The sequence below is a fragment of the Nocardiopsis sp. NPDC050513 genome, from assembly GCF_044457925.1.
Classification (GTDB): Bacteria; Actinomycetota; Actinomycetes; order Streptosporangiales; family Streptosporangiaceae; genus Nocardiopsis.
In genome coordinates this window covers 40,494-64,673 of sequence record NZ_JBITHK010000016.1, presented here as the reverse complement: position 1 = coordinate 64,673, position 24,180 = coordinate 40,494, and the positions used below count along the sequence as shown (strand labels likewise).

24 protein-coding genes are annotated in these 24,180 nt (G+C 70.9%); 10 read left to right on the top strand and 14 right to left on the bottom strand.

Annotation, left to right across the window (positions count from 1 at the left end):
- Positions 1-13 precede the first annotated feature (13 nt).
- From nuoK to ACIBFB_RS23850, 13 genes are all read right to left on the bottom strand, one after another.
- A complete protein-coding gene (nuoK, locus tag ACIBFB_RS23910) occupies positions 14-313 on the bottom strand; it encodes an NADH-quinone oxidoreductase subunit NuoK (RefSeq protein WP_397233737.1) in 300 nt (99 codons plus the stop codon).
- Positions 301-1,269: an NADH-quinone oxidoreductase subunit J gene (locus ACIBFB_RS23905; protein WP_397233735.1), complete on the bottom strand. Its 969-nt coding sequence runs from the start codon at positions 1,267-1,269 to the stop codon at positions 301-303. Before ACIBFB_RS23905 ends, nuoK begins: the two co-directional genes overlap by 13 nt.
- Positions 1,266-1,805, bottom strand: a complete 540-nt coding sequence (gene nuoI, locus ACIBFB_RS23900; RefSeq protein ID WP_397233733.1) for an NADH-quinone oxidoreductase subunit NuoI — start codon at positions 1,803-1,805, stop codon at positions 1,266-1,268. The genes ACIBFB_RS23905 and nuoI overlap by 4 nt, the downstream gene beginning before the upstream one ends.
- Entirely contained in the window at positions 1,798-3,168 is a 1,371-nt protein-coding gene (nuoH, locus tag ACIBFB_RS23895) for an NADH-quinone oxidoreductase subunit NuoH (protein WP_397233731.1), read from the bottom strand. Before nuoH ends, nuoI begins: the two co-directional genes overlap by 8 nt.
- Positions 3,165-5,621: an NADH-quinone oxidoreductase subunit G gene (locus ACIBFB_RS23890; protein ID WP_397233729.1), complete on the bottom strand. Its 2,457-nt coding sequence runs from the start codon at positions 5,619-5,621 to the stop codon at positions 3,165-3,167. Before ACIBFB_RS23890 ends, nuoH begins: the two co-directional genes overlap by 4 nt.
- Positions 5,618-6,949 (bottom strand): NADH-quinone oxidoreductase subunit NuoF, encoded by a 1,332-nt coding sequence (gene nuoF / locus ACIBFB_RS23885; RefSeq protein WP_397233727.1) that lies wholly within the window; start codon positions 6,947-6,949, stop codon positions 5,618-5,620. Before nuoF ends, ACIBFB_RS23890 begins: the two co-directional genes overlap by 4 nt.
- Positions 6,946-7,692 carry an NADH-quinone oxidoreductase subunit NuoE gene (gene nuoE, locus ACIBFB_RS23880; protein ID WP_397233725.1) on the bottom strand — a complete coding sequence of 249 codons (747 nt, stop codon included), beginning with the start codon at positions 7,690-7,692 and terminating at the stop codon, positions 6,946-6,948. Before nuoE ends, nuoF begins: the two co-directional genes overlap by 4 nt.
- Positions 7,689-8,984 (bottom strand): NADH-quinone oxidoreductase subunit D, encoded by a 1,296-nt coding sequence (locus tag ACIBFB_RS23875; protein WP_397233723.1) that lies wholly within the window; start codon positions 8,982-8,984, stop codon positions 7,689-7,691. Before ACIBFB_RS23875 ends, nuoE begins: the two co-directional genes overlap by 4 nt.
- A gap of 46 nt (positions 8,985-9,030) precedes the next feature.
- Positions 9,031-9,783, bottom strand: a complete 753-nt coding sequence (locus ACIBFB_RS23870) for an NADH-quinone oxidoreductase subunit C (RefSeq protein ID WP_397233721.1) — start codon at positions 9,781-9,783, stop codon at positions 9,031-9,033.
- A gap of 1 nt (position 9,784) precedes the next feature.
- Positions 9,785-10,330 carry a NuoB/complex I 20 kDa subunit family protein gene (locus tag ACIBFB_RS23865; RefSeq protein WP_397233719.1) on the bottom strand — a complete coding sequence of 182 codons (546 nt, stop codon included), beginning with the start codon at positions 10,328-10,330 and terminating at the stop codon, positions 9,785-9,787.
- Positions 10,331-10,400: 70 nt separating this feature from the next.
- Positions 10,401-10,760, bottom strand: a complete 360-nt coding sequence (locus tag ACIBFB_RS23860; protein ID WP_017601065.1) for an NADH-quinone oxidoreductase subunit A — start codon at positions 10,758-10,760, stop codon at positions 10,401-10,403.
- A 137-nt stretch (positions 10,761-10,897) separates the two neighbouring features.
- On the bottom strand, positions 10,898-12,202 hold the full coding sequence (locus ACIBFB_RS23855) for a geranylgeranyl reductase family protein (RefSeq protein ID WP_397233717.1): 1,305 nt from the start codon (positions 12,200-12,202) through the stop codon (positions 10,898-10,900).
- Positions 12,203-12,636: 434 nt separating this feature from the next.
- On the bottom strand, positions 12,637-13,347 hold the full coding sequence (locus ACIBFB_RS23850) for a demethylmenaquinone methyltransferase (protein WP_397233715.1): 711 nt from the start codon (positions 13,345-13,347) through the stop codon (positions 12,637-12,639).
- A 227-nt stretch (positions 13,348-13,574) separates the two neighbouring features.
- Here ACIBFB_RS23850 and ACIBFB_RS23845 point away from each other — a divergent pair, with 227 nt between their 5' ends.
- The 8 genes from ACIBFB_RS23845 to ACIBFB_RS23810 all read left to right on the top strand — a co-directional run bounded on the left by ACIBFB_RS23845 (position 13,575) and on the right by ACIBFB_RS23810 (position 22,686).
- On the top strand, positions 13,575-13,937 hold the full coding sequence (locus tag ACIBFB_RS23845; protein ID WP_397233713.1) for a DUF6507 family protein: 363 nt from the start codon (positions 13,575-13,577) through the stop codon (positions 13,935-13,937).
- Between the two features lie 82 nt (positions 13,938-14,019).
- Positions 14,020-16,419 carry an ADP-ribosyltransferase gene (locus ACIBFB_RS23840; RefSeq protein ID WP_397233711.1) on the top strand — a complete coding sequence of 800 codons (2,400 nt, stop codon included), beginning with the start codon at positions 14,020-14,022 and terminating at the stop codon, positions 16,417-16,419.
- Between the two features lie 14 nt (positions 16,420-16,433).
- Positions 16,434-16,829, top strand: coding sequence for a hypothetical protein (locus ACIBFB_RS23835; RefSeq protein WP_397233709.1), 396 nt, complete (start codon positions 16,434-16,436; stop codon positions 16,827-16,829).
- 111 nt (positions 16,830-16,940) lie between these two features.
- Entirely contained in the window at positions 16,941-17,243 is a 303-nt protein-coding gene (locus ACIBFB_RS23830; protein ID WP_397233707.1) for a hypothetical protein, read from the top strand.
- A gap of 25 nt (positions 17,244-17,268) precedes the next feature.
- Positions 17,269-17,640, top strand: a complete 372-nt coding sequence (locus ACIBFB_RS23825) for a DUF6507 family protein (RefSeq protein WP_397233705.1) — start codon at positions 17,269-17,271, stop codon at positions 17,638-17,640.
- A gap of 82 nt (positions 17,641-17,722) precedes the next feature.
- Positions 17,723-20,587 carry a hypothetical protein gene (locus tag ACIBFB_RS23820; RefSeq protein WP_397233845.1) on the top strand — a complete coding sequence of 955 codons (2,865 nt, stop codon included), beginning with the start codon at positions 17,723-17,725 and terminating at the stop codon, positions 20,585-20,587.
- Positions 20,588-20,596: 9 nt separating this feature from the next.
- On the top strand, positions 20,597-21,061 hold the full coding sequence (locus ACIBFB_RS23815; RefSeq protein ID WP_397233703.1) for a hypothetical protein: 465 nt from the start codon (positions 20,597-20,599) through the stop codon (positions 21,059-21,061).
- Between the two features lie 359 nt (positions 21,062-21,420).
- The gene (locus ACIBFB_RS23810; RefSeq protein WP_397233701.1) at positions 21,421-22,686 is read left to right on the top strand and encodes a hypothetical protein; all 1,266 of its coding nucleotides are present in this window, start codon (positions 21,421-21,423) and stop codon (positions 22,684-22,686) included.
- A gap of 34 nt (positions 22,687-22,720) precedes the next feature.
- On the opposite strand, the gene ACIBFB_RS23805 is transcribed toward ACIBFB_RS23810, so the two are convergent.
- A complete protein-coding gene (locus tag ACIBFB_RS23805; protein ID WP_397233699.1) occupies positions 22,721-23,005 on the bottom strand; it encodes a DUF4229 domain-containing protein in 285 nt (94 codons plus the stop codon).
- Positions 23,006-23,436: 431 nt separating this feature from the next.
- Between ACIBFB_RS23805 and ACIBFB_RS23800 the strand changes: the two genes are divergently transcribed.
- Complete coding sequence (locus ACIBFB_RS23800) at positions 23,437-23,637, top strand: BldC family transcriptional regulator (RefSeq protein WP_397233697.1); 201 nt, start codon at positions 23,437-23,439, stop codon at positions 23,635-23,637.
- Positions 23,638-23,763: 126 nt separating this feature from the next.
- Positions 23,764-24,120, top strand: a complete 357-nt coding sequence (locus tag ACIBFB_RS23795; RefSeq protein ID WP_397233695.1) for a PLD nuclease N-terminal domain-containing protein — start codon at positions 23,764-23,766, stop codon at positions 24,118-24,120.
- The last annotated feature ends 60 nt before the right edge of the window (positions 24,121-24,180 follow it).

Here is a 24,180-nt window from a genome sequence, read left to right as displayed (position 1 = left end):
GCCACGTCGCCTTCTAGTGCTTGAGCAGGTTCGCGTCATCGAGCGACGCCGACCTGCGGGTTCGGAAGATCTGCATGATGATCGCCAGCCCGACGACCACCTCGGCGGCGGCGACGACCATCACGAAGAAGGCGATGACCTGCCCCTCGATGTCCCCGTGCATCCGGGCGAACGCGACGAACGCCAGGTTGCAGGCGTTGAGCATGAGCTCCACGCACATGAAGACGATGATGGCGTTGCGCCTGACCAGCACTCCGACGGCGCCGATGGTGAAGATCAGCGACGCCAGGACGATGTAGTTCATCGGGTCCACGAGGACTCGACCTCCTGCCCGTTGCCGTTGGGACCGCCGTCCGCGTCGCCCCCGGGGGTCTCCGCGTCCCCGGAGGACTCGGCGGACCCGTCGGTGCGGTTCTCGTCGAGGGTCGGCGTGCCCTCCTTGGACCGCGCCGAGTCCGACGCCCCGCCCGGGAGCGGGGGTCGGCCCGCCCGGACGTCGCCCGGCACGCCCGACTGGAGCTCCGGGTCGCGCGCGGCGAGCACGGGGTTGAGCGAGAGGCGGGCGACCGTGCCGTCCGGCAGCAGCGCGGGCATGTCGATCGCGTTGTGCCGGGCGTAGGTGCCGGGGCCGGGCAGCGGGGTCGGGTGGTCGCCGCGGATCCGGTCCTCGGAGATCTCCCGCTGGGTGCGGCGCTTCTTGGTGCGGGCCGTGTGCGCCAGGACCAGCGCGCCCAGGACCGCGGTGATGAGCAGCGCGCCGGTGGCCTCGAACGCGACCACGTAGCGCAGCAGCAGTTCGTTGGCGATCCACGGGATGCTGCCCCCGGCGGCGGCCGCTCCCCCGGCGATGCCGACCGGGTCACCTACCACGATCCGGGTGATCCCGGTGGTCAGGGCCCCGACGAAGCACAGGGCGACGACGGCGGTGAGGATCCGCTGTCCGCCGAGCGTCTCGGTGAGCGAGTCCGCCGAGCTGACGCCGATGAGCATCAGCACGAAGAGGAACAGCATCAGGACCGCGCCGGTGTAGACGACGATCTGGACGACCATGAGGAACGGCGCCTCGTTGATGCCGTAGAAGACGGCGAGGCCGACCATGGCCAGTGCCATGGACATCGCCGAGTGGACGGCCTTGCGGGAGAAGACCACGCCCAGGGCGCCGAGGACGACGAGCGCCCCCAGGGCCCAGAAGACGCTGGCCTCCAGTCCGCCGACGGGCGCCGCGAGCGCGGGGGCCGACGTGGCGGCGACGACGGTGGCGGGGGTCAACGTACCGCCTCCGTCGTCTCCTGCGACCCGTGCTGGCCGCGCCCGGTGGCGTAGTAGTCCTCCTCGGTCTCGCCGAGCCGCATCGGGTGCGGCGGCGCCTCCATGCCCTCCCTGAGCGGGGCGAGCAGCTGCTCCTTCGTCCAGATCAGGCTCTGCCTGCTGTCGTCGGCCAGCTCGTACTCGTTGGTCATGGTCAGGGCGCGGGTCGGGCAGGCCTCGACGCACAGCCCGCACAGGATGCACCGCAGGTAGTTGATCTGGTAGACCCGCCCGTACCGTTCGCCGGGCGAGTACCGTTCGTCCTCGCTGTTGTCACCGGCCTCCACGTAGATGGCGTCGGCCGGGCAGGCCCAGGCGCACAGTTCGCACCCGATGCACTTCTCCAGCCCGTCGGCCCACCTGTTCAGCTGGTGACGGCCGTGGAAGCGGGGCGCCGTGGGGCGCTTGACCTCCGGGTACTCGACCGTCGGCACCTTGGTGAACATGGTGTGGAAGGTGACGCCGAAACCCTTGACGGGGTTGAGCCACTCAAGCACCGCTGACCTCCTCACGCTTGTCGTTGCGTCCGGCCGCGGCCGTGGCCGTCCGCGGCGGTTCGGCGAGCACGCTGCTGCCGTAGTGCGGGGCGGCGCTCGGGGGCACGGGGAACCCGCCGAACGACGCGTCCTCGTGGGCGCGGCGCGCGTTCTCGGCGCGCTCGCGGGCCGCCTCGGCCCGCTCCCGGCGCGCGTGGCGCGTCCAGGCCCAGAACGCGGCGAGCGTGGCCGCGGTGAACGCCGCCACGACCACGCCGACGACCACCGGGGAGGCGCCGTCGAGGACGAGCATCCGCACGACGGCGACCGCGGTGATCCACACGAGCTGGACGGGGATGAGCACCTTCCAGCCGAACCTCATCAGCTGGTCGTAGCGGACGCGGGGCAGGCTGCCGCGCGCCCAGATGAACAGGAACATGACGGCGACGAACTTGAGCAGCCACCACAGGGCGGGCCACCAGCCCTCGTTGGCGCCGGGCAGGACCGCCTCGACCCCGGGCGGGGCGAGCCAGCCGCCGAGGAAGAGCGTCACGGACACCGCGGCGACCGTGCACATGTTCACGTACTCGGCGAGGAAGAACATCGTGAACTTCATGGACCCGTACTCGGTCATGAAGCCGCCGACGATCTCGCCCTCGCCCTCGGCGAGGTCGAACGGGAGCCGGTTGGTCTCGCCGACCATCGTCACCAGGTAGACGAGGAACGACGGCAGCAGCAGCACCGCGAACCACAGGCCGCGCTGGGACTCGACGATCCCGGACGTGGTGAGCGTCCCGGACATGATGAAGACCGCCACGAACGACATGCCCATGGCGATCTCGTAGCTGATCACCTGCGCCGAGGCCCGCAGGCCGCCGAGCAGCGCGTACGGCGACTGCGAGGCCCAGCCGCCGAGCACGAACCCGTACACGCCCAGGGCGGCGGTGGCCAGGACCACCAGCGCGGCGATCGGCAGGTCGGTGAGCTGGAGCGGCGTGACGACGCCGAACAGGTTCACCTCCGGACCGACGGGGATGACCGAGAAGGCGATGAAGGCGGGCACGGCCGCGATCATCGGCGCGGCGATGTAGACGAACCGGTCCACCCCGCGCGGGATCAGGTCCTCCTTGAGGGAGAGCTTGATGCCGTCGAACAGGGACTGGAGGAGGCCGAAGGGGCCCAGCCGGTTGGGTCCGTGCCGTTGCTGCATCCGGCCCATGACCTTGCGGTCGGCCATGATCATCATCAGCACGCACAGCATGAGGAAGACGAAGATCGCCACGGCCTTGATCGCGGTGATCCACCACGGGTCCTGGCCGAAGGCGTCCAGCGTGGCCTCCGAGGCCGACTGGACCGCGTACGGATCGAGGGCGGCGGGGGTCACTGGTTCCTCCCGGCGTCGTTGGCGGTGGCCAGGATGACCGTCTCGCCCGCGCCGCCGCCGAGGTCGCGCGGGACGTCGCAGCCGTGCGCGTTGGCGGGCAGCCAGACGACGCGGTCGGCGATGTCGGTGACGACGACGGGGACGGTCACGGAGCCGCGGGTCCCGGTGACGCGGAGCGCTCCGCCGTCGGGGACGCCGACCTCGTCGGCCGTGGCCTTGGACAGGTAGGCGCGGGGCGCGCGGGCGGTCCCGGCGAGGAACGGCTCGCCGTCCTCCATCCGGCCGGTGCCGAGCAGCTGGCGCCAGGTCGACAGGACCGCCTGCCCCGGCCCGGCGTCGGGGACCGGTTCGGGGAGGACGGACGGGCCGTCGACGCGCCCACCGGTCCACAGCCCGAGTTCGAGCAGTTCGCGGTAGGCGGTCGCGGAGTCGGGCAGGCCGAGGTGGACGTCCATGCCGTCCGCGACCGCCGCGAGGACCCGCAGGTCGGAGAGGGCCCCGGGCACCCTGAGCGCGTCGCCGAAGGGCCGGTGGCGGCCCTCCCAGTTGACGAAGGTCCCGGACTTCTCGGCGACCGCGGCCACCGGCAGCACCACGTCGGCGCGGTCGGTGACGTCGCTGGCCCGCAGTTCGAGGCTGACGATGAACGGCACCCGGGCCAGCGCGGCGCGGGCGGCGTCGGGGTCGGGCAGGTCGTCGAGCTCCACTCCGGCGATGAGCAGGGCGTCCAGCTCGCCGGCGGCGGCAGCCGCGATGATCCGGGCGGTGTCGCGGCCCGGGGTCTCCGGCAGGGAGCCGACGTTCCAGACGCGGGCCACCTCGGCGCGTGCGGCGGGGTCGGCGACTGGACGGCCGCCGGGCAGCAGGCCCGGCAGCGCTCCGGCGTCGACCGCGCCGCGCTCGCCCGCGCGGCGGGGCACCCACACCAGGCGTGCGCCGGTCCGCTCGGCCAGGTCGGCGGCGGCGGTCAGGGCGCCGGGGACGGCGGCGAGCCGCTCGCCGGCGACGATCACCGCGCCCTCCTGGCGCAGCGCCTCGGCGGCCTCGGGCTCCTCGGTCTCCAGGGCGTTGAGCACGCGCCCCTCGTCGCCGGGGACGGCGCGGAGGAGCCGACCGCTGGTCTTGGTCAGGCCGAGGCTGGCGTGCGGGGCGACCGAGTAGACCCGGACCCCGTTCTTCCGAGCGCCCTTGCGCAGCCGGAGGAACATGCTCGGGGACTCGTCCTCGGGCTCGATCCCGGCCAGGAGCACGGCGGGCGCCTTCTCCAGGGCGGTGAAGTCGACCCCGATCGGGGCGCCCGCGACGTGGGCGGCCAGGAACGCGGCCTCCTCGTCGGAGTGGGCGCGGGCCCGGGCGTCGACGTCGTTGGTGCCCAGGGCGACCCGGGCGAACTTGGCGTAGGCGTAGGCGTCCTCGTAGGTGAGCCGCCCGCCGACCAGGACGCCGACCCGGCCGCGCGCTGCGGCCAGCCCCCGGGCTGCGGTGTCGACCGCCTCGGGCCAGGAGGCGAACTCCAGGGCGCGCGACCGCTCGTCGCGGACGAGCGGGCGGGTGAGCCGGTCGGGCTGGGTGGCGTAGGCGAACGCCCACCGGCCCTTGTCGCAGTTCCACTCCTCGTTGACCTGGGGGTCGTCCCCGGCCAGGCGGCGGGTGACCTTGCCGCGCCGGTGGTCGGTGCGCTGGGCGCAGCCGCCCGCGCAGTGCTCGCACACGCTGGGCGTGGACACCAGGTCGAAGGGGCGGGAGCGGAACCGGTAGGCGGCGCCGGTGAGCGCGCCGACCGGGCAGATCTGCACGGTGTTGCCGGAGAAGTAGGAGTCGAACGCCTCTCCCTCGGCGATGCCGACCTGTTCCTGGGCGCCGCGCTCCATCAGCTCGATGAGCGGGTCACCGGCGATCTGCGCGGCGAAGCGGGTGCAGCGGGCGCACTGGATGCAGCGTTCCCGGTCGAGCAGCACCTGGCTGGACAGCGCGATCGGCTTGGGGAAGGTGCGCTTGACGTCGACGAACCGCGTCTCCCCCTGCCCGTTGGACATCGCCTGGTTCTGGAGCGGGCACTCGCCGCCCTTGTCGCAGACCGGGCAGTCCAGCGGGTGGTTGATCAGGAGGAACTCCATGATCCCCCGCTGGGCCTTCTCCGCCGCCTCGGAGGTCAACTGGGTGTTGACCACCATGCCGTCCATCACGGTGATGGTGCAGGAGGCCTGCGGCTTGGGCATGCCCCGGCCGTTGCCCATGTCGGGGATCTCCACCAGGCACTGGCGGCAGGCGCCGACCGGGTCGAGCAGCGGGTGGTCGCAGAACCGGGGGATCTGGATCCCGAGCAGCTCGGCGGCCCGGATGACCAGCGTGCCCTTGGGCACCTGGATCTGGAAGCCGTCGATGGTGACGGTGATCAGGTCCTCCGGCGGTGCGGGCGCCGCCCCGCCGGAGGAGTTGGACGTGACGGTCACTGGTTCCCTCCCCGTTCCGTGGTGGTCGAGGTCGGCCGGTCCCCCCAGAGGGTGGCTTTGGCATGGTCGAAGGGGCAGCCGCCCTGCTCCACGTGGTCGATGTACTCCTGGCGGAAGTACTTGATGGAGGAGGTGACCGGGCTGGTCGCTCCGTCGCCGAGGGCGCAGAAGGAGCGGCCGAGCAGGTTGTCGCAGATGTCGAGGAGCTTGTCGAGGTCCTCCTCGGTTCCCTGGCCGTTCTCCAGCCGGTCCAGCACCTGGACCATCCAGAAGTTGCCCTCGCGGCAGGGCGTGCACTTGCCGCAGGACTCGTGGGCGTAGAAGGCGATCCACCGGCCGACGGCCCGGACGACGCACGTGGTCTCGTCGAAGATCTGGAGGGCGCGGGTGCCGAGCATGGACCCGGCGGCGCCCACCGACTCGAAGTCGAGCGGTGTGTCGAGGTGCTCGTCGGTGAAGATCGGCGTGGAGGAGCCGCCGGGCGTCCAGAACTTGAGCCGGTGCCCGGAGCGGACCCCGCCCGCCATGTCGAGGAGTTCGCGCAGGGTGATGCCGAGCGGAGCCTCGTACTGGCCGGGCTCGGTGACGTGGCCGGACAGGGAGAAGAAGCCGAACCCGGCGGACTTCTCGGTGCCCATCGAGGTGAACCACTCGGCGCCGTTGGCGACGATGCCGGGGACGCTGGCGATGGACTCGACGTTGTTCACCACGGTCGGCGAGGCGTAGAGCCCGGCGACGGCGGGGAAGGGCGGCTTGAGCCGTGGCTGGCCCCGGTAGCCCTCCAGGGAGTCGAGCAGTGCCGTCTCCTCGCCGCAGATGTAGGCGCCGGCGCCCGCGTGGACGACCACGTCGAGGTCGAAGCCGGTGCCGAGGATGTCCTTCCCGAGCAGCCCGGCGTCGTAGGCCTCCGCGACGGCCCGGCGCAGACGGCGGATGACGTGGACGACCTCGCCGCGCACGTAGACGAACGCCTGGTTCGACCTGATCGCGTACGAGGCGATCGCGATGCCCTCGACCAGCACGTGCGGGTTGGCGAGCAGCAGCGGGATGTCCTTGCAGGTGCCCGGCTCGGACTCGTCGGCGTTGACCACGAGGTAGCGCGGGTTGGGGTTGTCCGGTGGCAGGAAGCCCCACTTCATGCCGGTCGGGAACCCGGCGCCGCCGCGCCCGCGGAGCCCGGACTGCTTGACCGTGTCGACGATGGCGCCGGGCTCCATCGCCAGCGCCTTGCGCAGCGCCTCGTAGCCGCCGGTGGCCCGGTAGCCGTCGAGCGTGTAGGAGTCCGGCCGGTCCCAGTGGGCGGACAGGATCGGGGTCAGGGTGGTCACTTGGCTCCCTCCTCACCCTGGGTGGTGCCGGGGGCGGGCAGGTGCGCCGGGTCGGGAGCCGACCACCCGCGCCGCTGGGCGAGCCTGAGCCCGGCCAGGGAGGGGGCCGCCGCCTGGACGCCCTCGTCCGCGCGGCCGTCCTCGAACCCGGCCAGCACGCGCGAGGCCTGCTTCCAGGTGCACAGGCTCGACGGGCCGCGGGTGGGCGCCACGTCCTTGCCCAGCCGCAGGTCGTCGACCATCCGCTTCGCGCTCTCGGGGGTCTGGTTGTCGAAGAACTCCCAGTTGACCATCACGACCGGCGCGAAGTCGCAGGCCGCGTTGCACTCGACGTGCTCCAGCGTGACCGTGCCGTCCTCGGTGGTCTCTCCGTTGCCCACGCCCAGGTGCTCCTTGAGCGCCGCGAAGATCTCGTCGCCGCCCATCACCGCGCACAGGGTGTTGGTGCACACGCCCACCTGGTAGTCGCCGCCGGGGCGGCGGCGGTACATGGTGTAGAAGGTGGCCACTGCGTTGACCTCGGCGAGCGTGATGCCGAGCTGGTCGGCGCAGAAGCGCATCCCGGCCCGGCTGACGTGGCCCTCCTCCGCCTGCACCAGGTGCAGCAGCGGCAGGAGCGCGGACCGCTCCCTCGGGTAACGGCTGATCAGCTCCTTGGCGTCCTGCTCCAGCCGCGCGACCACCTCGTCGGGGAAGCGGTCGGGCGCGGTGTCCGCGCCGTCGGGTGTACTGTGCTCGCTCACCGGTCCACGCCTCCCATCACCGGGTCGATACTGGCCACGGCCGCGATGACGTCCGCCACCGTGCCGCCCTCGCACATGGCGGCGACGGCCTGGAGGTGGGTGAACGAGGGGTCGCGGAAGTGCACGCGGTAGGGGCGGGTGCCCCCGTCGCTCACCGCGTGGCACCCGAGTTCGCCCTTGGCGCTCTCGACGGCCGCGTACGCCTGGCCCGCGGGCACCCGGAAGCCCTCGGTGACCAGCTTGAAGTGGTGGATGAGCGCCTCCATGGAACCGCTCATGATGTGCGCGATGTGGTCGGGCGAGTTGCCCATCCCGTCCGGGCCGAGCGCCAGCTTGGCGGGCCAGCCGATCTTGGCGTCCTCGATCATCACCGGGCCGGGCTGGAGCCTGTCCAGGCACTGCTCGACGATCTTGAGGCTCTCCGTCATCTCGGCCATGCGGACGCGGTAGCGCGCGTAGACGTCGCCGCCGTCGGAGACGGGGACGTCGAACTCGTAGTCCTCGTAGCCGCAGTAGGGCTTGGCCTTGCGCAGGTCCCAGGCCAGGCCGGAGGCGCGCAGCAGCGGGCCGGTGACGCCCAGCGCCATGCATCCGGGCAGGTTGAGATAGGCCACGTCCCTCGTGCGGGCGAGGTAGACGGGATTCTCGTCCAGGAGCTTGCGCATGGTCGCGATGCGCTTCGGCATCTCCCTGAGGAGTTCGCGGATCTTGCCGATCGCTCCCGGCGGCAGGTCCTGGGCCACGCCTCCGGGGCGCACGTAGGCGTGGTTCATCCGCAGGCCCGTGATGAGCTCCAGGATGTCCAGGATCATCTCGCGCTCGCGGAAGCCGTTGGTCATGACCGTGGTCGCGCCCAGCTCCATGCCGAACGTGGCCAGCGCGACGAAGTGCGAGGCCATCCGGTTGAGCTCCATGACCAGGACGCGGATGACGTTGGCCCGCTCGGGGATCCGGTCGGCGACGTCGAGCAGCCGCTCGACGGCCAGGCAGTACGCGGTCTCGTTGAACAGGGGCGTCAGGTAGTCCATGCGGGTCACGAACGTGGTCCCCTGGGTCCACGTCCGGTACTCCATGTTCTTCTCGATACCGGTGTGCAGGTAACCGATACCGACGCGCGCCTCCGTGCAGGTCTCACCGTCGAGGGTGAGGATCAGGCGCAGGACGCCGTGTGTGGAGGGGTGCTGGGGACCCATGTTGACGACGAGGCGTTCGGCGCTCGTGGCCTGGGCCCGTTCGATGACCTCGTCCCAGTCCCCGCCGGAGGCGTCGATGTAGTCCTCGGTGACGGTCATGCCGGGCCTCCCTTCAGGCCGAACCGTGGTGCGGTGGTCCGCGGGCTCACTTGTAGGACCTCCGTTCGTCCGGCGGGGGCACGGTCGCGCCCCGGTACTCGACCGGGACGCCGCCCAGCGGGTAGTCCTTGCGCTGGGGGTGGCCGTGCCAGTCGTCCGGCATCTGGATCCGGGTGAGCGCGGGGTGCCCGTCGAAGACGATCCCGAAGAAGTCCCAGGCCTCGCGCTCGTGCCAGTCGTTGGTCGGGTAGACCGACACGATCGAGGGGACGTGGGGGTCGGCGTCGGGGCAGGCGGTCTCGACCCGGATCTGGCTGTTGTGGGTGATCGACCGGAGGTGGTACACGGCGTGCAGCTCCCGGCCCGTGTCGCCGGGGTAGTGCACACCGGACACCCCGGTGCAGAGCTCGTAGCGCAGGGCGGGGTCGTCGCGCAGTGCCCGGGCGACGTCGACCAGCGCCTCGCGGCGCACGTGGAAGGTGATCTCGCCGCGGTCGACGACGATCCGCTCGACTGCCTCGGCCTTCTCCCCCAGGGCGGCCTCCAGGTCGTCGGCGACCCGGTCGAAGTCGGCGGTGCGCGGGTCGTCGGGGTCGGTGAACGGGCGGGAGCTGGCCGCGGGAGCGCTCCCCCGCACGCGCAGACCGCCGTAGCCGGAGGTGTCGCCGGTCGTGGTGGCGCCGAACATGCCGGTGCGGACGACGGGCGCGGCCAGGCGCTCGCTGCCCCGGCGCTCCGGGAGGTTCTCGGCGGACGCGCCGCCGTCGCCGTTCTGGTTGGCCTCGTTCTCGGTGCTCATGTCAGTCCTTGCTCACCAGCGGGAGCGAACGGCGCAGCATCCGCTCCTCGGTCTCGGCGATCTCCTGCTCCCGGTGGGCGCCGAGCTTGGTGTTCTGCACCTTGTCGTGCAGCTTGAGCACGGCGTCCAGGAGCATCTCCGGCCGGGGCGGGCAGCCCGGCAGGTAGATGTCGACCGGGACGATGTGGTCCACGCCCTGGACGATCGCGTAGTTGTTGAACATGCCGCCGCTGGAGGCGCACACCCCCATCGCGATGACCCACTTGGGCTCGGGCATCTGGTCGTAGATCTGGCGGAGGACGGGCGCCATCTTCTGGCTGACCCGGCCGGCGACGATCATCAGGTCGGCCTGGCGGGGCGTGGCGCCGAACTTCTCCATGCCGAAGCGGGCGAGGTCGTAGTGCGGGCCGCCGACGGCCATCATCTCGATCGCGCAGCACGCGAGCCCGAAGGTCGCGGGCCACATGGAGCTCTTGCGGGCGAACCCGACGATCTGTTCGACGGTGGTGAGCGCGATGCCGCTCGGCAGTTTCTCCTCGAGTCCCATCAGTGACGGACCTCCTCGGGGCCGTGGTGCGGGGTGGGCCGGGTGCGGGACGGGCGTGCCGCCGTCGGGATCAGTCCCATTCGAGGCCTCCGCGGCGCCACTCGTAGGCGTAGGCGATGGAGACGTTCACCAGGAAGAGGACGATCGCGACCAGTCCGAACCAGCCCAGGGCGTCGAAGTGCACGGCCCAGGGGATGAGGAAGATGATCTCGATGTCGAAGACGATGAACATCATGGCCGTCATGTAGTACTTGACGGTGAAGCGTCCGCCGCCCGCGGGCTGCGGGGTGGGTTCGATGCCGCACTCGTACGCCTGCATCTTGGCTCGGTTGTAGCGCTTGGGGCCCATCACCGCCCCCGCCACCATCGACACCACGACGAACGCGGCGCCGATCCCGCCGAGCACGAAGATCGGTGTGTAGAGCTCCATCGGTCACCCTCCTTCTGGCTGGTCGGGGAGGTCGTGGAACATGCTTGTGATCGCTTTCACTAGCGGCCGCTCATCCTTCTGGGCTTCTCCCCGCGCGGGGGGAGACGGGCGTGTGCGTGGCTACCGTCCGACCGGCCCTAGGCTGCGGGCGCGATGCGCGACAGACCGTTGATCACCCGGTCCATGGCGTCTCCCTGGGTCGGTTCGGTGAGGTTGGCGAGCATCTTCAGCGCGAACTTCATGAGGGTGCGCTGGCGCAGGCCGTAGCGGGTCGCGTACTTCATGAACTCGGGCTGGCCGAGCATCCTCACGAAGTAGCGCCCGAGCGTGTAGTAGCCGCCGTAGGTGTCGGCGAGCACCTGGGGGTAGCGCAGGAGGGCCCGCTCCCGTGTCTGCTGGGTGGGACGCCCGTGCGCCTGCGTGACCACGTCGGCGGCGATGTTCCCGGCCTCCATGGCGTAGGCGATGCCCTCGCCGTTGAAGGGGTTGACCATGCCGCCCGCGTCGCCGACGAGCATGAGGCCGCGGGAGTAGTGGGGGACGCGGTTGAAGCCCATCGGGAGCGCGGCCCCCCGGATGGCGCCCCTCTGGCGGTCCTCGGTGAAGCCCCACTCCTCGGGCATGCTGTCGGTCCACCGGCGCAGGAGCCTGCGGTAGTCGACGTCCTGGAAGGAGGAGGTGGAGTTGAGGATGCCGAGGCCGACGTTGCAGGTGCCGTCGCCGACGCCGAAGATCCAGCCGTAGCCGGGCAGGAGGACGTCGCGGTCACCGGTGCGGTCCCACAGTTCGAGCCAGGACTCCAGGTAGTCCTCGTCGTGGCGGGGGCTCTCGAAGTAGGTGCGCACGGCCACGCCCATGGGTCGGTCGTCGCGCTTGCGGATGCCCATGGCGACCGACAGGCGGGAGGAGTTGCCGTCGGCGGCGACCACGAGCGGGGCGCGGAAGGTGACGGGTTCGCGGTCGGCGTCCTTGGCGCGCACGCCGACGATGCGGTTGCTGCGCTCGTCCATGAGCGGGCCGGTGACGGTGGTGCGCTCCAGGAGCTTGGCCCCGGCGGCGACCGCGCGGTCGACCAGGATCTGGTCGAAGTCGAAGCGGGTGCGGACGAGTCCGAAACCGGGGTAGGCGGCCAGGTCGGGCCACGGCAGGTCGAGGCGGACCCCGGCGCCGACGATGCGCAGGCCGTGGTTGCGGACCCACCCCTCGTCCTCGAAGGTGACCCCCATGGCGGTGAGCTGCTTGACCGCGCGGGGCGTGAGCCCGTCCCCGCAGACCTTCTCACGCGGGAAGGAGGTCTTCTCCAGCAGGAGGACGTCCAACCCCGACTGGGCCAGGTAGTACGCGGTGGTGGAGCCCGCGGGTCCGGCGCCGACGACGATCACGTCGGCGTCGTACTCGATCCGCTCCCGGCGTCTGGGGGAGGAGGTGGCTGTCTCGCTCACGGTGGGTCCTCGACTACTCGCGCGGTGCACCGTGGCGGGCCTGTGCGGGGTCCGACCCGCTCACGGGGTCTGTTGTGCGGCGACCCCAGCCGTCCGGGATGTCCGGTTTGTGGCTTGTGGGATACGCCTCGCGCCCTTGTGAAGCACTTCACAAGGCCACTTTTCCGCAGTCTAGACCCTTCGGGGGCCGATAGGCGAGCCCCGAGGGGGTATTCGGAACGCTCTGGCAATAAACAGGACATACAGTGACAGACAGTGCCATCAGCCCCGCAAGGCCGTCACTCTCCGACAGACACACAGGTCATCGATGGTTTCCAGCACCACATCCGCCACCACGGCCACAGAAAAAACCCCGACGAACACGTAGTTCATCAGGGTTTGAGTGTTTTGAGTTGTATGTGACCAATGTGGTTAAAAGTTCCCCATGTCGGATTTTACTTTTCCCGGAACCCCCGGTGCAGAGCGACCGTTCCCAGGGTCAGGTTGCGCCAGGCCACCCGCGACCAGCCCGCGTCCTGGAGCTCGCGCGCGAGCTCGGGCTGGGTCGGCCACGCCATGATCGACTCCGACAGGTAGTCGTAGGCCTCGCTGCGCCCGGACACCGCGCCCGCGATCCTCGGCAGGGCCGCCATGAGGTAGGTCGAGTAGATCCGGTCCACGGCCTCCACCGGGATGTGGCTGAACTCGCAGATCACCAGCCGCCCGCCGACCTTCGTCACCCGCAGCATCTCGCGCAGGGCCTGGCCCACGTCGTTGACGTTGCGCAGCCCGAAGGAGATGGTCACCGCGTCGAAGGTCCCGTCGGCGAACGGCAGCCGCAGCGCGTCGCCCGCCACGAACGTGACCCCGCCCGTGGACGCGCCCCCGCGCCGCTCGACCCCCGCGCGCAGCATCCCCAGCGAGAAGTCGCAGGCGATGACCCGCGCGCCCTTGCGCACGAAGGACTCCGAGGAGGTGCCCGTCCCCGCCGCCAGGTCCAGGACCAGTTCACCGCTGTGGGCGTCCACCGCGTTCACCACGCCGCGCCGCCAGACGCGGTCCTGGCCGAGGGAGATGACGTCGTTGACGAGGTCGTACCTGGAGGCGATGCCGTCGAACATCGCGGCGACGTCCTGGGGCTTCTTGTCGAGCTTGGCGCGGGTCATGGGACCAGCCTAAGGGGGCCGTCCCGGTCACCGGGCCCCTCCCCCGAATCCGTCGGCCCCGGTGCCCCGGTCCCGGCGAGAGCCGCCCTCCCGATCACCGTCCGCACACACCTCGTGCACAAGTTTTTCCCGGAATCCCCTACACGCCGAAACCTTCGACGGACGACCGGCGTCAGATGTAACGGAAAGTGAGATGTGACGGATCCATCACCGAAGGGAGACCCCGCGTGTCCAGTTGGGACATCCAGCCCGCCGAGGTGGCCGGAGTACTCACCCGGGTCGCCGGGCACTTCGGCGAGGAGGGCGGCGAGGGCCTGATCGGCGCGGCGACCGGTCTCGAGCACTGCGTTGGCCGTTGCGTCGAGATACCCGCCAGCTTTCCCATCGAGGTCGCCTTCGGCGAGTTCGCCGACTTCTACTTCGGCCTGGTCGGCGACATGGCCGCTGTGACGTCCAGCGCGCTCACCGGAGCCGCCGAGGCCACCCTGGCCTACAGGAACGGTCAGGAGGACATGGCCGCCCAGCACCAGGCGGCCGCGGGTCAGGTCCCCGAGCCCGTCGACTACGGCTCCGACTACGCCGCCCCCTAGCGGGAGCGCTCCCGAACCTGTCCCCCGCCTACCCCCGGCCCCGGGTTCCCCACTCTGCGACCCCACTGACGGAGACGGCACTGTGACTGCTGAGACCTGCGCGATCGGCGGCCTGATCAACCCCGACGCGTTTCCCGTACCCGACTTCAACACCGACGTACTGGACTACCAGGCGGGTCGGCTCCGCTCGCTGGGCGCCGACCTCGCCCGGGTGGGCGGCGACATCAAGAGTTCGTGGGCGGGGCTGAGCTCCTGTTACTCCGCGCCCGAGGCCGAGGAGCTGTTCGCCGCGGTCGACCCCGTCGCCGTCGACGGCGAGACCATCGCGGCCGGAACCGACCAGGCCGCGACCGCCCTGGAGACCTTCGCCCAGGACGTCCGGGACCTCAAGGTGGAGTGGAGCGCCCTGAGGAGTGACGCCAACCGCTTCCTGGAGAGCATCGAAGGCGATGAGGACTGGCGGGAGGGCGGGTTCTTCGACGAGGTGAGCGACAAGGTCGCCGAGCACAACGAGCTCATCGGCCGTGCCAACCTTCTGGTGCAGGACTACCAGGCCGCCGAGATGAAGTGCGCCAACGCCGTCACCGCCGGGCTCCCCGGGCGGACCACCTTCAGATTCGCCGACTCGTACACCGACAGCGCGGGCGTGGGCGAGATGCTCTACGGATACGGCGGAAACCCGCGCGGCATGGACACGGCCTGGGGCGGACCGCTGGAGACCGACCACCACTGGGCCATGGACGTGGACCATGCGATCGGGGACTTCCTGGAGACCGGCGGCGAGGACCTGAGCGCCTTGTTCGGCGTGGACACCACCGGGGGCCGTCCCGACTTCTCCTGGGACACGCTGCGGGAAGCCCACTGGGGCAACCTCACGGGCACCGCCTCGCTGTTCGGTGTGTACGACCCCGAGGACGGCGGCTGGGGCTGGCCCGACAAGGACGTGGCGATCGACGCCTGGGCCGGGGTGGCGCACTCGATCGTCCCCTGGACGGAGTGGGACGAACGGCCCGGGTACGTGGTCGGCACGACCGCGATCACCATCATCGGTGGCGGGGGAGCGTTCGCGGCCCTCAAGGTGTTGCGCAAGGGCGACGCCGACACCCCGGGCGGGACCGACGTCGGCCTGCGGATCGACATCCCCTTCCTCGGCAACGTCGGATCCTCGTTGCCCGTCCTCCACCTCGACCTGCCGACGCTCGAGCGGTTCCTGGACGGCTCCGCTCTGTCAGGCGCCCAGGACGCACTGGACCGGCTGATCAGCCGCAACGAGGAAGCGGCGCACTCCGACCCCGCCACCCAGGACCTCGACGACGCCCTGACCGTGGAGGACGTCCTCAACCCCGCCTCGGAGGAGAACACCCGCCTGCGCGACGAGTACGAGGGCGACTTCCTGGAGAACGACGTCCGCTCCGACGGCGAGGTCCCGGACAGCTGGGAGGCGTCGAACACCGGTCTCGGCGACGACACCGACTCCACCCAGGTCCCCGCCCTGGTCGGCCCCCGGTCCGACACGGGCGAGGGGGAGGGCGTCCCCGACACCCCTTCCTCGGACCGCCCCGTCGACCTCACCGGGATCGGAGACCACGATCTGCCCGAGTCCACCGGCGACGGCGTCGACCTGGGCGACCGGACCCCCGACGTCACCGACAGCGTGGACGCGGGGAGCCCCCACGGCACCCCGTCCCACGGGGACGGCACGGGTGACCACCACGACGTCGGACCGGGCGGTGACACACCCGACTACTGGGACGAACTGGGCGGCGGCGCCCCTGACTACGACGCGGAACTGGGCGGCGACGGCCCTGACTACGACGCGGAGCTGGGCGGCGACGGCCCGCTCTCCGAGACGCCCTCGGGCGACATGGCACCGGCGGAGCGAGTGCGGGTCGCCGAGGCCAGGATCTCCGAGGGCGCGGAGACCTTCGCCAGCGACCGGACGGCGATCGAATACGGGAACAGCCATTGGAACGAGTACGTGAACGGCCTCTCCGAAGATCACCAGAGAGCGCTCTCCGGCTACTCCGCCTCGCCGCCGCACAGCCCGAACTACACGGACTACAACGACTACCTGCGCAGCCCCTACGACGACCCTCCCGCATGGCTGGAGGGGGACCTCAGGCTCATCGACGAGGCCCTCGGGGGGAGGCCACTCCCGAACGACGTGGTGGTGAGCCGGGGCACGGGTCTGGGACACCTCGGCGTTGATCCCTGGGAGCTGACCGGCGGGAACTTCACGTACACGAACAAGGGATACCTGTCGACTTCCCTGGGCAGCGTCCCGGGCCTGTACCAGAGCAAGGAGGCCGTTCTCCACCTGCGGGTCCCCGCGGGCACCCCCGCGCTCTGGATGCCGGAGGTCTCGAGATCCGGAGCCGCCGAACGCGAACTCCTCCTGGGAAGAGGAATCGAGTACCGGATCGTCGACGCGATCCTGGACGAGAACGGACAGTGGCAGATCTACGCCGAGGTGGTTCGATGAAACCGGGAGGGCACATGGACGACGGCGAGCGGGACGACGCGAGGCTCACGGACGACCTGCGCTTCACACCGGTGGAGGGGGCGGCCGAGGGGTTCGCCCGGACGACCGCCGGGGCGGTCTCCTACGTACCCGTGGTCAGCACGTCCGGCGTCCTCGGTTACCTGTGGTGGAGCGACGCCGAGAACGCCGCGGGATTCGAACCCCGCCCTTCCGCGGGGAACGCGGCCTTCAACGCCGCCTCCTACTGGATCGCCCGTGTGCGCGGGACGAATGTCCGCGAACGGCTCCCCTCACACGTGGTGACCGAACTCAGAGAGGGAAGCGGTGGGTCGGCCGCGGGTCACATCGCCCCGGACGCGCCCGCTCAGGCTGAGAACCACCAAGCTGTCAGGGCGATCGCGCGAGAGTAGTCACCGGTCCGTCTCCCATGCCATGACTCGCGAACGAGGTGAACCGAACGCGCGCGCGGGCCGTCTCAGCCTTGTGGAAGCGGATCTCCGGAGCGAGGAGGCGGAGCGGGCGTGAAGTTCGAGTTCGTCGAGCCGGGCGAGGAGCAGGCCATGCTCCCCGAGACCGGGCGGGAGCACGCCGCCGAGGAACCGGAGGCGGTCGAGCCCGAGGAGGCGCCTCCCGGCACGCGGCTCACCCGCGCCGCCGCGTCGATGCGCACCCGGGTCAGGGCCGACCTCGTCACCCTCGAATCGTCCCTGAACCGACTCGGGCAGTCCATCGCCGCCGCGCACAGGACCCGACCGCGCCAGTCCGCGGACGCGGCCCCGCCGCGCAACTTCCGCGCCGGTGCCTTCTCCCACCGCGACGACTGAACCCCACGGGAAGGAAACGAGCCACGTGTCCACCTGGGACATCACACCGAGCGACGTCGGCGGCGTCCTGACCGCCGTCGCCGGGCACCTCGGCGAGGAGGGCGGGTCCGACGGTCTCGTCGGATCCATGACCGCGATCGAGGGACGCCTCACCGCCATCAACGAGAAGGCCGGCAGCGTCCCGGTCAGCGTCGCCCTCGGCGAGTTCGCCGAGCACCACTTCGGCCTCCTGAGCGGTATGGCGTCGCTGACCGTCAGCGCCGTCACCGGGACCAGCGAGGCCACCACGGCGTACGTGAACGGCAACCTGGAGATGGCCGCCCAGCACCAGGCCGCCGCCGGAGAGGTCCCCGAACCGGAACCCCGGAACCCCGGCGGCCCGAACGTCCCCCTGTGACCTCGGCCCTCACCCTCACCGCCCCCTGCCCCGGGCTTCCCTCAGCGACACGTCGGCACCGCTTGGAGACACGGCAGTGACCATGGAGATGTGCACGCCCACGGGCGGCGTGATCAACCCCGGCAACTTCCCCGTTCCCACCACGGACCCCGACGAGCTGGAGACGCTCGCCGCCTCCCTCCGGACGGACGGAGAGACGGTGTCCGGCATCGGCGCCGACATCAAGTCCGCGTGGGCGGGCCTGACCTCCTGCTACTCCGCCCCCGAGGCCGCGGAGCTGTACGCGGTGGTGAACCCGGTGGCCACCGACGGAGACGCCGTCGAGAGCGGCATGGACAGCGCGGCGACCGCGCTGGAGACCTTCGCCGGCGAGGTCCGCGACATCAAGGCGCGGTGGGCCGTCCTCACCACGGACGCCAACGGCTTCCTCGCCAGCATCGAGGGCGACGACGACTGGCGCAGCCCCGACACGTGGTCGTGGGAGTGGTGGTCCGGCGGCGAGAGCCCGAAGGTCGCCGAGCACCAAGCGCTGCTGGACCGCGCCGACCAGCTGCGGCAGGACTTCGAAGCCGCCGAGGTGACGTGCGCCAACGCCATCAACGCGGGCATTCCGGGCCGTACCTCGTTCGTGCACAGCGACGGCGGCGAGCCCGGCGCGAACGAGTTCGCGCACGGGTACGACGGATACCTGGGCGATGTCCCCATGGCCTGGGGCGGCCCGGTGGAGACCGACGACGCGTGGTTCGTCGACCTCGGCAACTCGGTCAAGGACTTCGGTGTGGGCGCCCTGGAGGACCTCGGCGGCATGCTCGGCATGCACAGCTCCGAGGGCTGGTTCCAGATGTCCTGGGGCGACGCCCTGTGGGAGAACTACGAGGGGGCCCTCCAGGGCGCGGCCTCGCTCGTCGGCATGTACGACTCCGAGAGCGGCGACTGGGGCTGGGCCGGCTGGGACAACGTGGGCTCGGCCTGGCGCGACGCCGCGCACGCGGTGGTGCCCTGGGAGGAGTGGGGCGAGCGGCCCTGGTACGTGATCGGCACGGCCGCGCTGAACATCGGCGCCACGGTCGGCGGCGCCCTGCTGACCGCCACCGGGGTGGGCGCCGTGGTCGGTGTGCCGCTCATGGCCTGGCGCGGTTCGGCGATCCTCGGCAAGCTGGGCGGCGGCCGCGGTCCGGACGTGGACCTGCCCGACGGGGGCACCCCCGACCTGACCGTCCACCTGAACCTGCCGCGCTTCGCCGGGGGTCCCCGGGAGCTGTTCACCGTCGACCTGTCCCGCCTCGACCTGGCTGGAGTGAGCCCGTCGCGGATGGCGGACATGCGGGGCGCGCTGGAGCGGCTGGTCAACCGGTTCGGTGTCGGCGACGGGCCGACGGACGGCGCCGACGCGCCCCGAAGCGACCGCCGGTACGGTGACGGCGGCGAGGACCCCACCACCCAGGACCTCGCCGACACGGTCACCGTCGAGGACGTGCTCAACCCGGCCTCGCCCGAGGCCACCCGGCTCCGGGACCGGTACCAGGGCGAGTTCCTGGAGAACGACCTGCGGTCGCAGGACGGCTGGGAGGCGTCGCAGACCGGGCGGAACGACGGTCCGGAACCGGACCGCGAACCCGCGCTGATCGGCCCGCGCGCCGACACCGCCGACGCGACCGCGACCCCGGACACGCCCCCGGTCCAGCGCGTCGACCTGACCGGCGACGGCGGCCTCGACGACCTTCCGGACCACCGCCGAGGCGACGTCGACGCGAGCGACCGGAACCCGGACGTCACCAACAGCGTGGACACCGCCGATCTGGCCGGTCCGCGCGACACCGGTGGCGTCGGCCCGTCGAACGGCGCGCACGCGAGCGTCCCGGGCGACGGTTCCCCGGACGGCGACCAGACCGGCGGGCGCGGCCCGACGAGCATGGGCGGCGACCTGACCACGCGCGGGAACGGCGGCGCGAACGGGAGCGGAAACGGGGGCGACGGACAGACACCGCCGCGCAGCGAACCCATCGACCTCGGCGACCCCGACGGCCTCAGCCCCAGGCTCAGGGCGCTGGTCCCGGGCGAGGGGCAGCGGTTCGGCGACGGTGTCCGGCTCGACCCGAACACCCGTTACGAACTGATCGAGGCCGACGGTACGCGGCGCACCGAGTACATCACCGACGACCAGGGGAACATCCGCGAGATCCGGGCCGGCTCCGACGGGTGGAACGCCAACCACCCCGAGTTCAGGAATCCCCGGCCGGACATGACCTACGTGGTCGACGACCGCTACACGTACCGCACTGACGGTCTCGGCCGGACCGAGTCGGCCGAGGGGACCCTGAGGCGCGGCGCGAACGTACGCAACGACGATGAGCAGGGCGTGGTCAACGCGCAGGGCAGGACCTACTTCCAGGAACTGAACGAACAGCTCCGGGACGAGTTCGAGCGGCGCGAGGGGCGTCCGCCCGAGCCCGGGGAGGTGCCGCAGTACCAGGACATCCAGTGGAACGGCGGCCACCTGATCGGGTCGGCGGAGTTCTTCGGCATCGGCGAGCGGTTGAACCAGGTCCCCATGCGGTTCGACGTCAACCAGAACCGCACCGAAACGGCGCTCCCCGACATCCCCGAGGAGGCCCGCGGCGGCATCGACGGGAGCTTCCGCAACCTCGAACGGTCCTGGCGCGGAATCATGCGGGACGGGGCAGGGTGGCACAGGTTCAACGACCCGCGGTTCAACGACGGCACGTGGGGCGCGGCGCTGGACATCGACCGCGCTAACCCGCGAATTGACGTGCGGATCAACGGCGTCTACGACCCGGACCTTCGCCCCGTACCCGACCCGGACAACCCTGGTAGCATGATTCCTCCGCCGCCGAGCAGAATCGAAGTCGAATGGACGCTCAACGGCGTCCGAATGAGAACACAGGAATACAACAACCTGCCGCCGCTCGTCAATCCGGGAGAGTAAGGGAAAGGCATGACGACCCATCATTTCAAACGGGGACACCTGGATCCGGCACAGCAGCAGGAAGTCCTCACCCAGATCGGGATGAGGATTCTTGACAAGGTTCCCGGCGGATGGAGCCGGATCACGTACTCCCGGGAGTCGGTCATCGAGCACTCCGCCTCGCTCCTGGAGGTGGAGTACGGGGACGGCTCGACCTCCAGCGAGTCCGTCGCGGGGCTCGGCGTTCTCGCCGACGACCTCCGGGCGGGAATGTACCGGGAGGGCAAGGGCACCTGGTTCTCGATGAAATACGTCATCACCCCGCCCGGAAAATTCAACGTCGACTTCAACTACGACGAGGACCCTGGGCTGACCTTCCCCACCGCCCACGGTTTCACCGTCGACCTGAAGTACTTCCCCCGCGACGACGAATTCGTCCCCGACTGGCTCCGGGAAAAGCTCCGGGAGGAGTCCGAGGGACGTGCCGCCGAATAACGCGGACCGGGAGCCCGCAGCCCCACGGCCCTCCGGGAACCGCGCGCGATTCGACCAGATCTGGCATACCGACGACCACCGGATCATCCTTGTCGAAATCAAGGGGAATCCGGACGGGGGACACCGCGCCGGCGACGGCTCCGCGGCATGACCGCGCGGTGGGCGGAGGCGTCCGGATCGCGCCTCCCCCGCCGCACCCGGCTCGGCGCCCCTGCGCACGGGGTGGAAGTGAGGGCACACGCGACACAACACCCATAACAGTGTGTGATTAAGGAGCGACTCTTTGCCACAATGTGGTGGCGCCCCAATTCCGTGGCACACCGGCCCCGGCCGACCTCCACGACCGAGGAGAGTCCTCCGTGAAACCCACCCGACTGACCGCGCTCACGATGAGCGCGTTGCTCCTTCTCCCCGTCGGGGTCGCCGTCGCGGCCCCGACCGCCGCGGCGACCGGCACGGGCGTCGTCAGCGACGAACCCGTCCCCTGGACCCCGCACGTCCTGGACGGGCGCGTCAAGGACATCCTGCGCGTCGGCGACGTCGTCGTGGTCGCCGGGGACTTCAACCGCGTGTCGGACAGCGGCCGGCGCCGTACGCACGACCGGCGCAACCTGTTCGCGTTCGAGCACGGCACGGGCCGCCTCGTCGAGGAGTTCGACCCCGACGTCAGCGGCACGGTCAACTCCGTGGTCCCCGGCCCCGACGGCTCCGTGGTCATCGGCGGCGCCTTCGGCGTCGTCAACGGCCAGCGGAGCAGGGGTCTGGCCCGCCTCTCCCTGGCGGACGGCGCCACCGTCCCCGGGTTCGACGCGGCGCTCGACAACGGGTCAGCGACGCGTCTGGCCACGGACGGCACGCACGTCTACGTCGGGGGCGCGTTCCGCGGGATCAACCGCGAGGCACGCGTGGGCATCGCCCGGCTCGACGCCCGCACCGGCGCCGTGGACCCCGACTTCGCGCCCAGGATCTCCCATCCCCGCCGCGGCGGCACCCGCCTCCAGGAACTCGCGCTGAGCCCCGACGGCCGCCGTCTGGTCATCAACGGCACCTTCACCAGGGTCGACGGCGAGGGCCGGTACCAGATCGCCATGATCGACACGGCGGACGGCGCGCTGACACCGTGGTCGACGAGGGCCTTCGAACCCGACTGCGACTACTCCCGCATGCACACCTACATGCGGCAGATGGACTTCTCCCCCGACGGCTCCTTCTTCGCCGTCGCGACCGCGGGCGGGCCCCACATCAAGCCCGGACTGTGCAAGGCGGTCGTGCGCTTCGACGTCACCGACACCCCGGACGCCGACCCCGCCTGGTCCAACAAGACCGGCGGCGACGCCGTGTACTCGGTGGAGATCACGCGCGGCGCGGTGTACGTCGGAGGCCACCAGCGCTGGATGGACAACGAGCTCGGCGCGCACAACGCCGGTCCCGGCGCCGTCCCCCGCGAGGGGATCGCCGCGGTCGACCCGCAGACCGGCCGCGCGCTGCCCTGGAACCCCGGGCGCCCCCGCGGCCACGGAGCCGAGGCCCTGCACGCCACCCCGGACGGCCTGTACGTCGGCAGCGACACCGAGCGGCTGGCGGGCGAGTACCGCGCCCGCCTCGGCATGTTCCCGGCCTCCTGAGGACGCGGCGCGGGAACCCCCGGCCGGGGAGGCCTCATGCGTCCCCGGCCGAGGCGCGCGCCTGGTCCCCGTCCTCGCGCGAGGCCCCGGCCGAGAGGCGCTCGCCCACCCCGGGGTCGCGGCGCCTGTCGAGGCGCGCGATCGTGGCGGCGGACATCTGGTCGCGCAGCCTCGACAGCAGGACGTAGGAGACGAGGCCGCTGATGAGCCAGGCGAGCACCAGAGCGACCCACGATCTGGCGCCGAACAGATAGACGACTCCGAAGGCCGCCGCGAACAACCCGAGGCGGGCGGCGGTATAGGTCAGCCAGCTACGCATGGAAAAGCCTCACAACAGACGATTACCTGGACTAGATTGGTCGCAACACCCATCAGCGCGCGTTTGCGTCCGACCCCCGACGGGCCGGGAGCGTTCCGGGCGGCCGTACCGCCCGTGCGCGCGCTGGCCGGGTGACGCCCCAGAAGCCCTGACCTCAAGGTTAAGGGCGTGCACCGAGGGGCACGCACCAGGGCGGCGTGTGTCGTCTCTCAGGGGTGGCCGGGACGGTCCAGCCATGGGTCCGGATGGTCATGGGATGTTTCAATCCCGACAGCAAGGTCCGAACATCACGTTCCGGTCACATATCCCGTACTCCTCCCCCCAACAACGCAATTTCTCCGAAAACTAGGGAGGAAACGGACCAACTCGTGCACACTAGGGGATCAAACGCCCGCCGCCCCCGCAGCCGAGGCGGGCATGATTGGGGGAATGTGAAGGTGGAACGAGCTAGCGAACGCCTGTTGACCCCCGGGGAAGTGGCCTCACTCTTCCGGGTTGATCCCAAGACCGTCACCCGCTGGGCCGCCTCCGGGCGGATCAGCAGCATCCGCACCCCGGGCGGTCACCGCCGCTTCCGGGAGTCCGAGGTACGCGCGCTCCTGTCCGGGGAACCGGCCGAGAGCGCGCACTGAGGGAGCCTTCCCGACACGGGGCCGCGCCGCTCACCTCCACGGTCCGCAGCACCCCCGTACGGCCTCCCCGAATCCGTGTCCGGTGTCCCAGCTGTGAGGAGTCGACAGCAAGAGTAGGCTGGAAGCATGGTATGGCTCGGTGGCCTGATCACTCTCGCGACGATCGTTCTGTGGGTGTACGCGTTCTGCGACGCGCTCACCACATCGGCCCAGGATGCGCGCAACCTGCCGAAGTTCCTGTGGTTGGTCGTCATCGCGGTGTTCATGCCCGTCGGCGCGATTCTGTGGCTCTTCCTGGGCCGGCCTCGCCAGTCGGCCCCGGCGTCCGGCGGCACGCCCTCTCCGGCCCAGGCCGGGTCGGCCGCCGACGATCTCGACCCGTCCGACTTCACCAAGCCCTCCAGCGGCCCGCACCCGCTCGGGCCCGACGACGACCCCGAGTTCCTGCGACGGCTCAACCGCCGTATCGACCCGGACGAGTAACCGACCGCGCGATCACACGACGGTGGGGCCGCACCCGCGAGGGGTGCGGCCCCACCGTCG

Coding starts and splice junctions, on each gene's coding strand:
- ACIBFB_RS23875 (WP_397233723.1), bottom strand. CDS start 8,984: ATGACCGTCACCGAGGACTACATCGACGCCTCCGGCGGGGACTGGGAC.
- ACIBFB_RS23870 (WP_397233721.1), bottom strand. CDS start 9,783: ATGAGCACCGAGAACGAGGCCAACCAGAACGGCGACGGCGGCGCGTCC.
- ACIBFB_RS23865 (WP_397233719.1), bottom strand. CDS start 10,330: ATGGGACTCGAGGAGAAACTGCCGAGCGGCATCGCGCTCACCACCGTC.
- ACIBFB_RS23860 (WP_017601065.1), bottom strand. CDS start 10,760: ATGGAGCTCTACACACCGATCTTCGTGCTCGGCGGGATCGGCGCCGCG.
- ACIBFB_RS23850 (WP_397233715.1), bottom strand. CDS start 13,347: ATGACCCGCGCCAAGCTCGACAAGAAGCCCCAGGACGTCGCCGCGATG.
- ACIBFB_RS23835 (WP_397233709.1), top strand. CDS start 16,434: ATGGACGACGGCGAGCGGGACGACGCGAGGCTCACGGACGACCTGCGC.
- ACIBFB_RS23820 (WP_397233845.1), top strand. CDS start 17,723: ATGGAGATGTGCACGCCCACGGGCGGCGTGATCAACCCCGGCAACTTC.
- ACIBFB_RS23815 (WP_397233703.1), top strand. CDS start 20,597: ATGACGACCCATCATTTCAAACGGGGACACCTGGATCCGGCACAGCAG.
- ACIBFB_RS23805 (WP_397233699.1), bottom strand. CDS start 23,005: ATGCGTAGCTGGCTGACCTATACCGCCGCCCGCCTCGGGTTGTTCGCG.
- ACIBFB_RS23795 (WP_397233695.1), top strand. CDS start 23,764: ATGGTATGGCTCGGTGGCCTGATCACTCTCGCGACGATCGTTCTGTGG.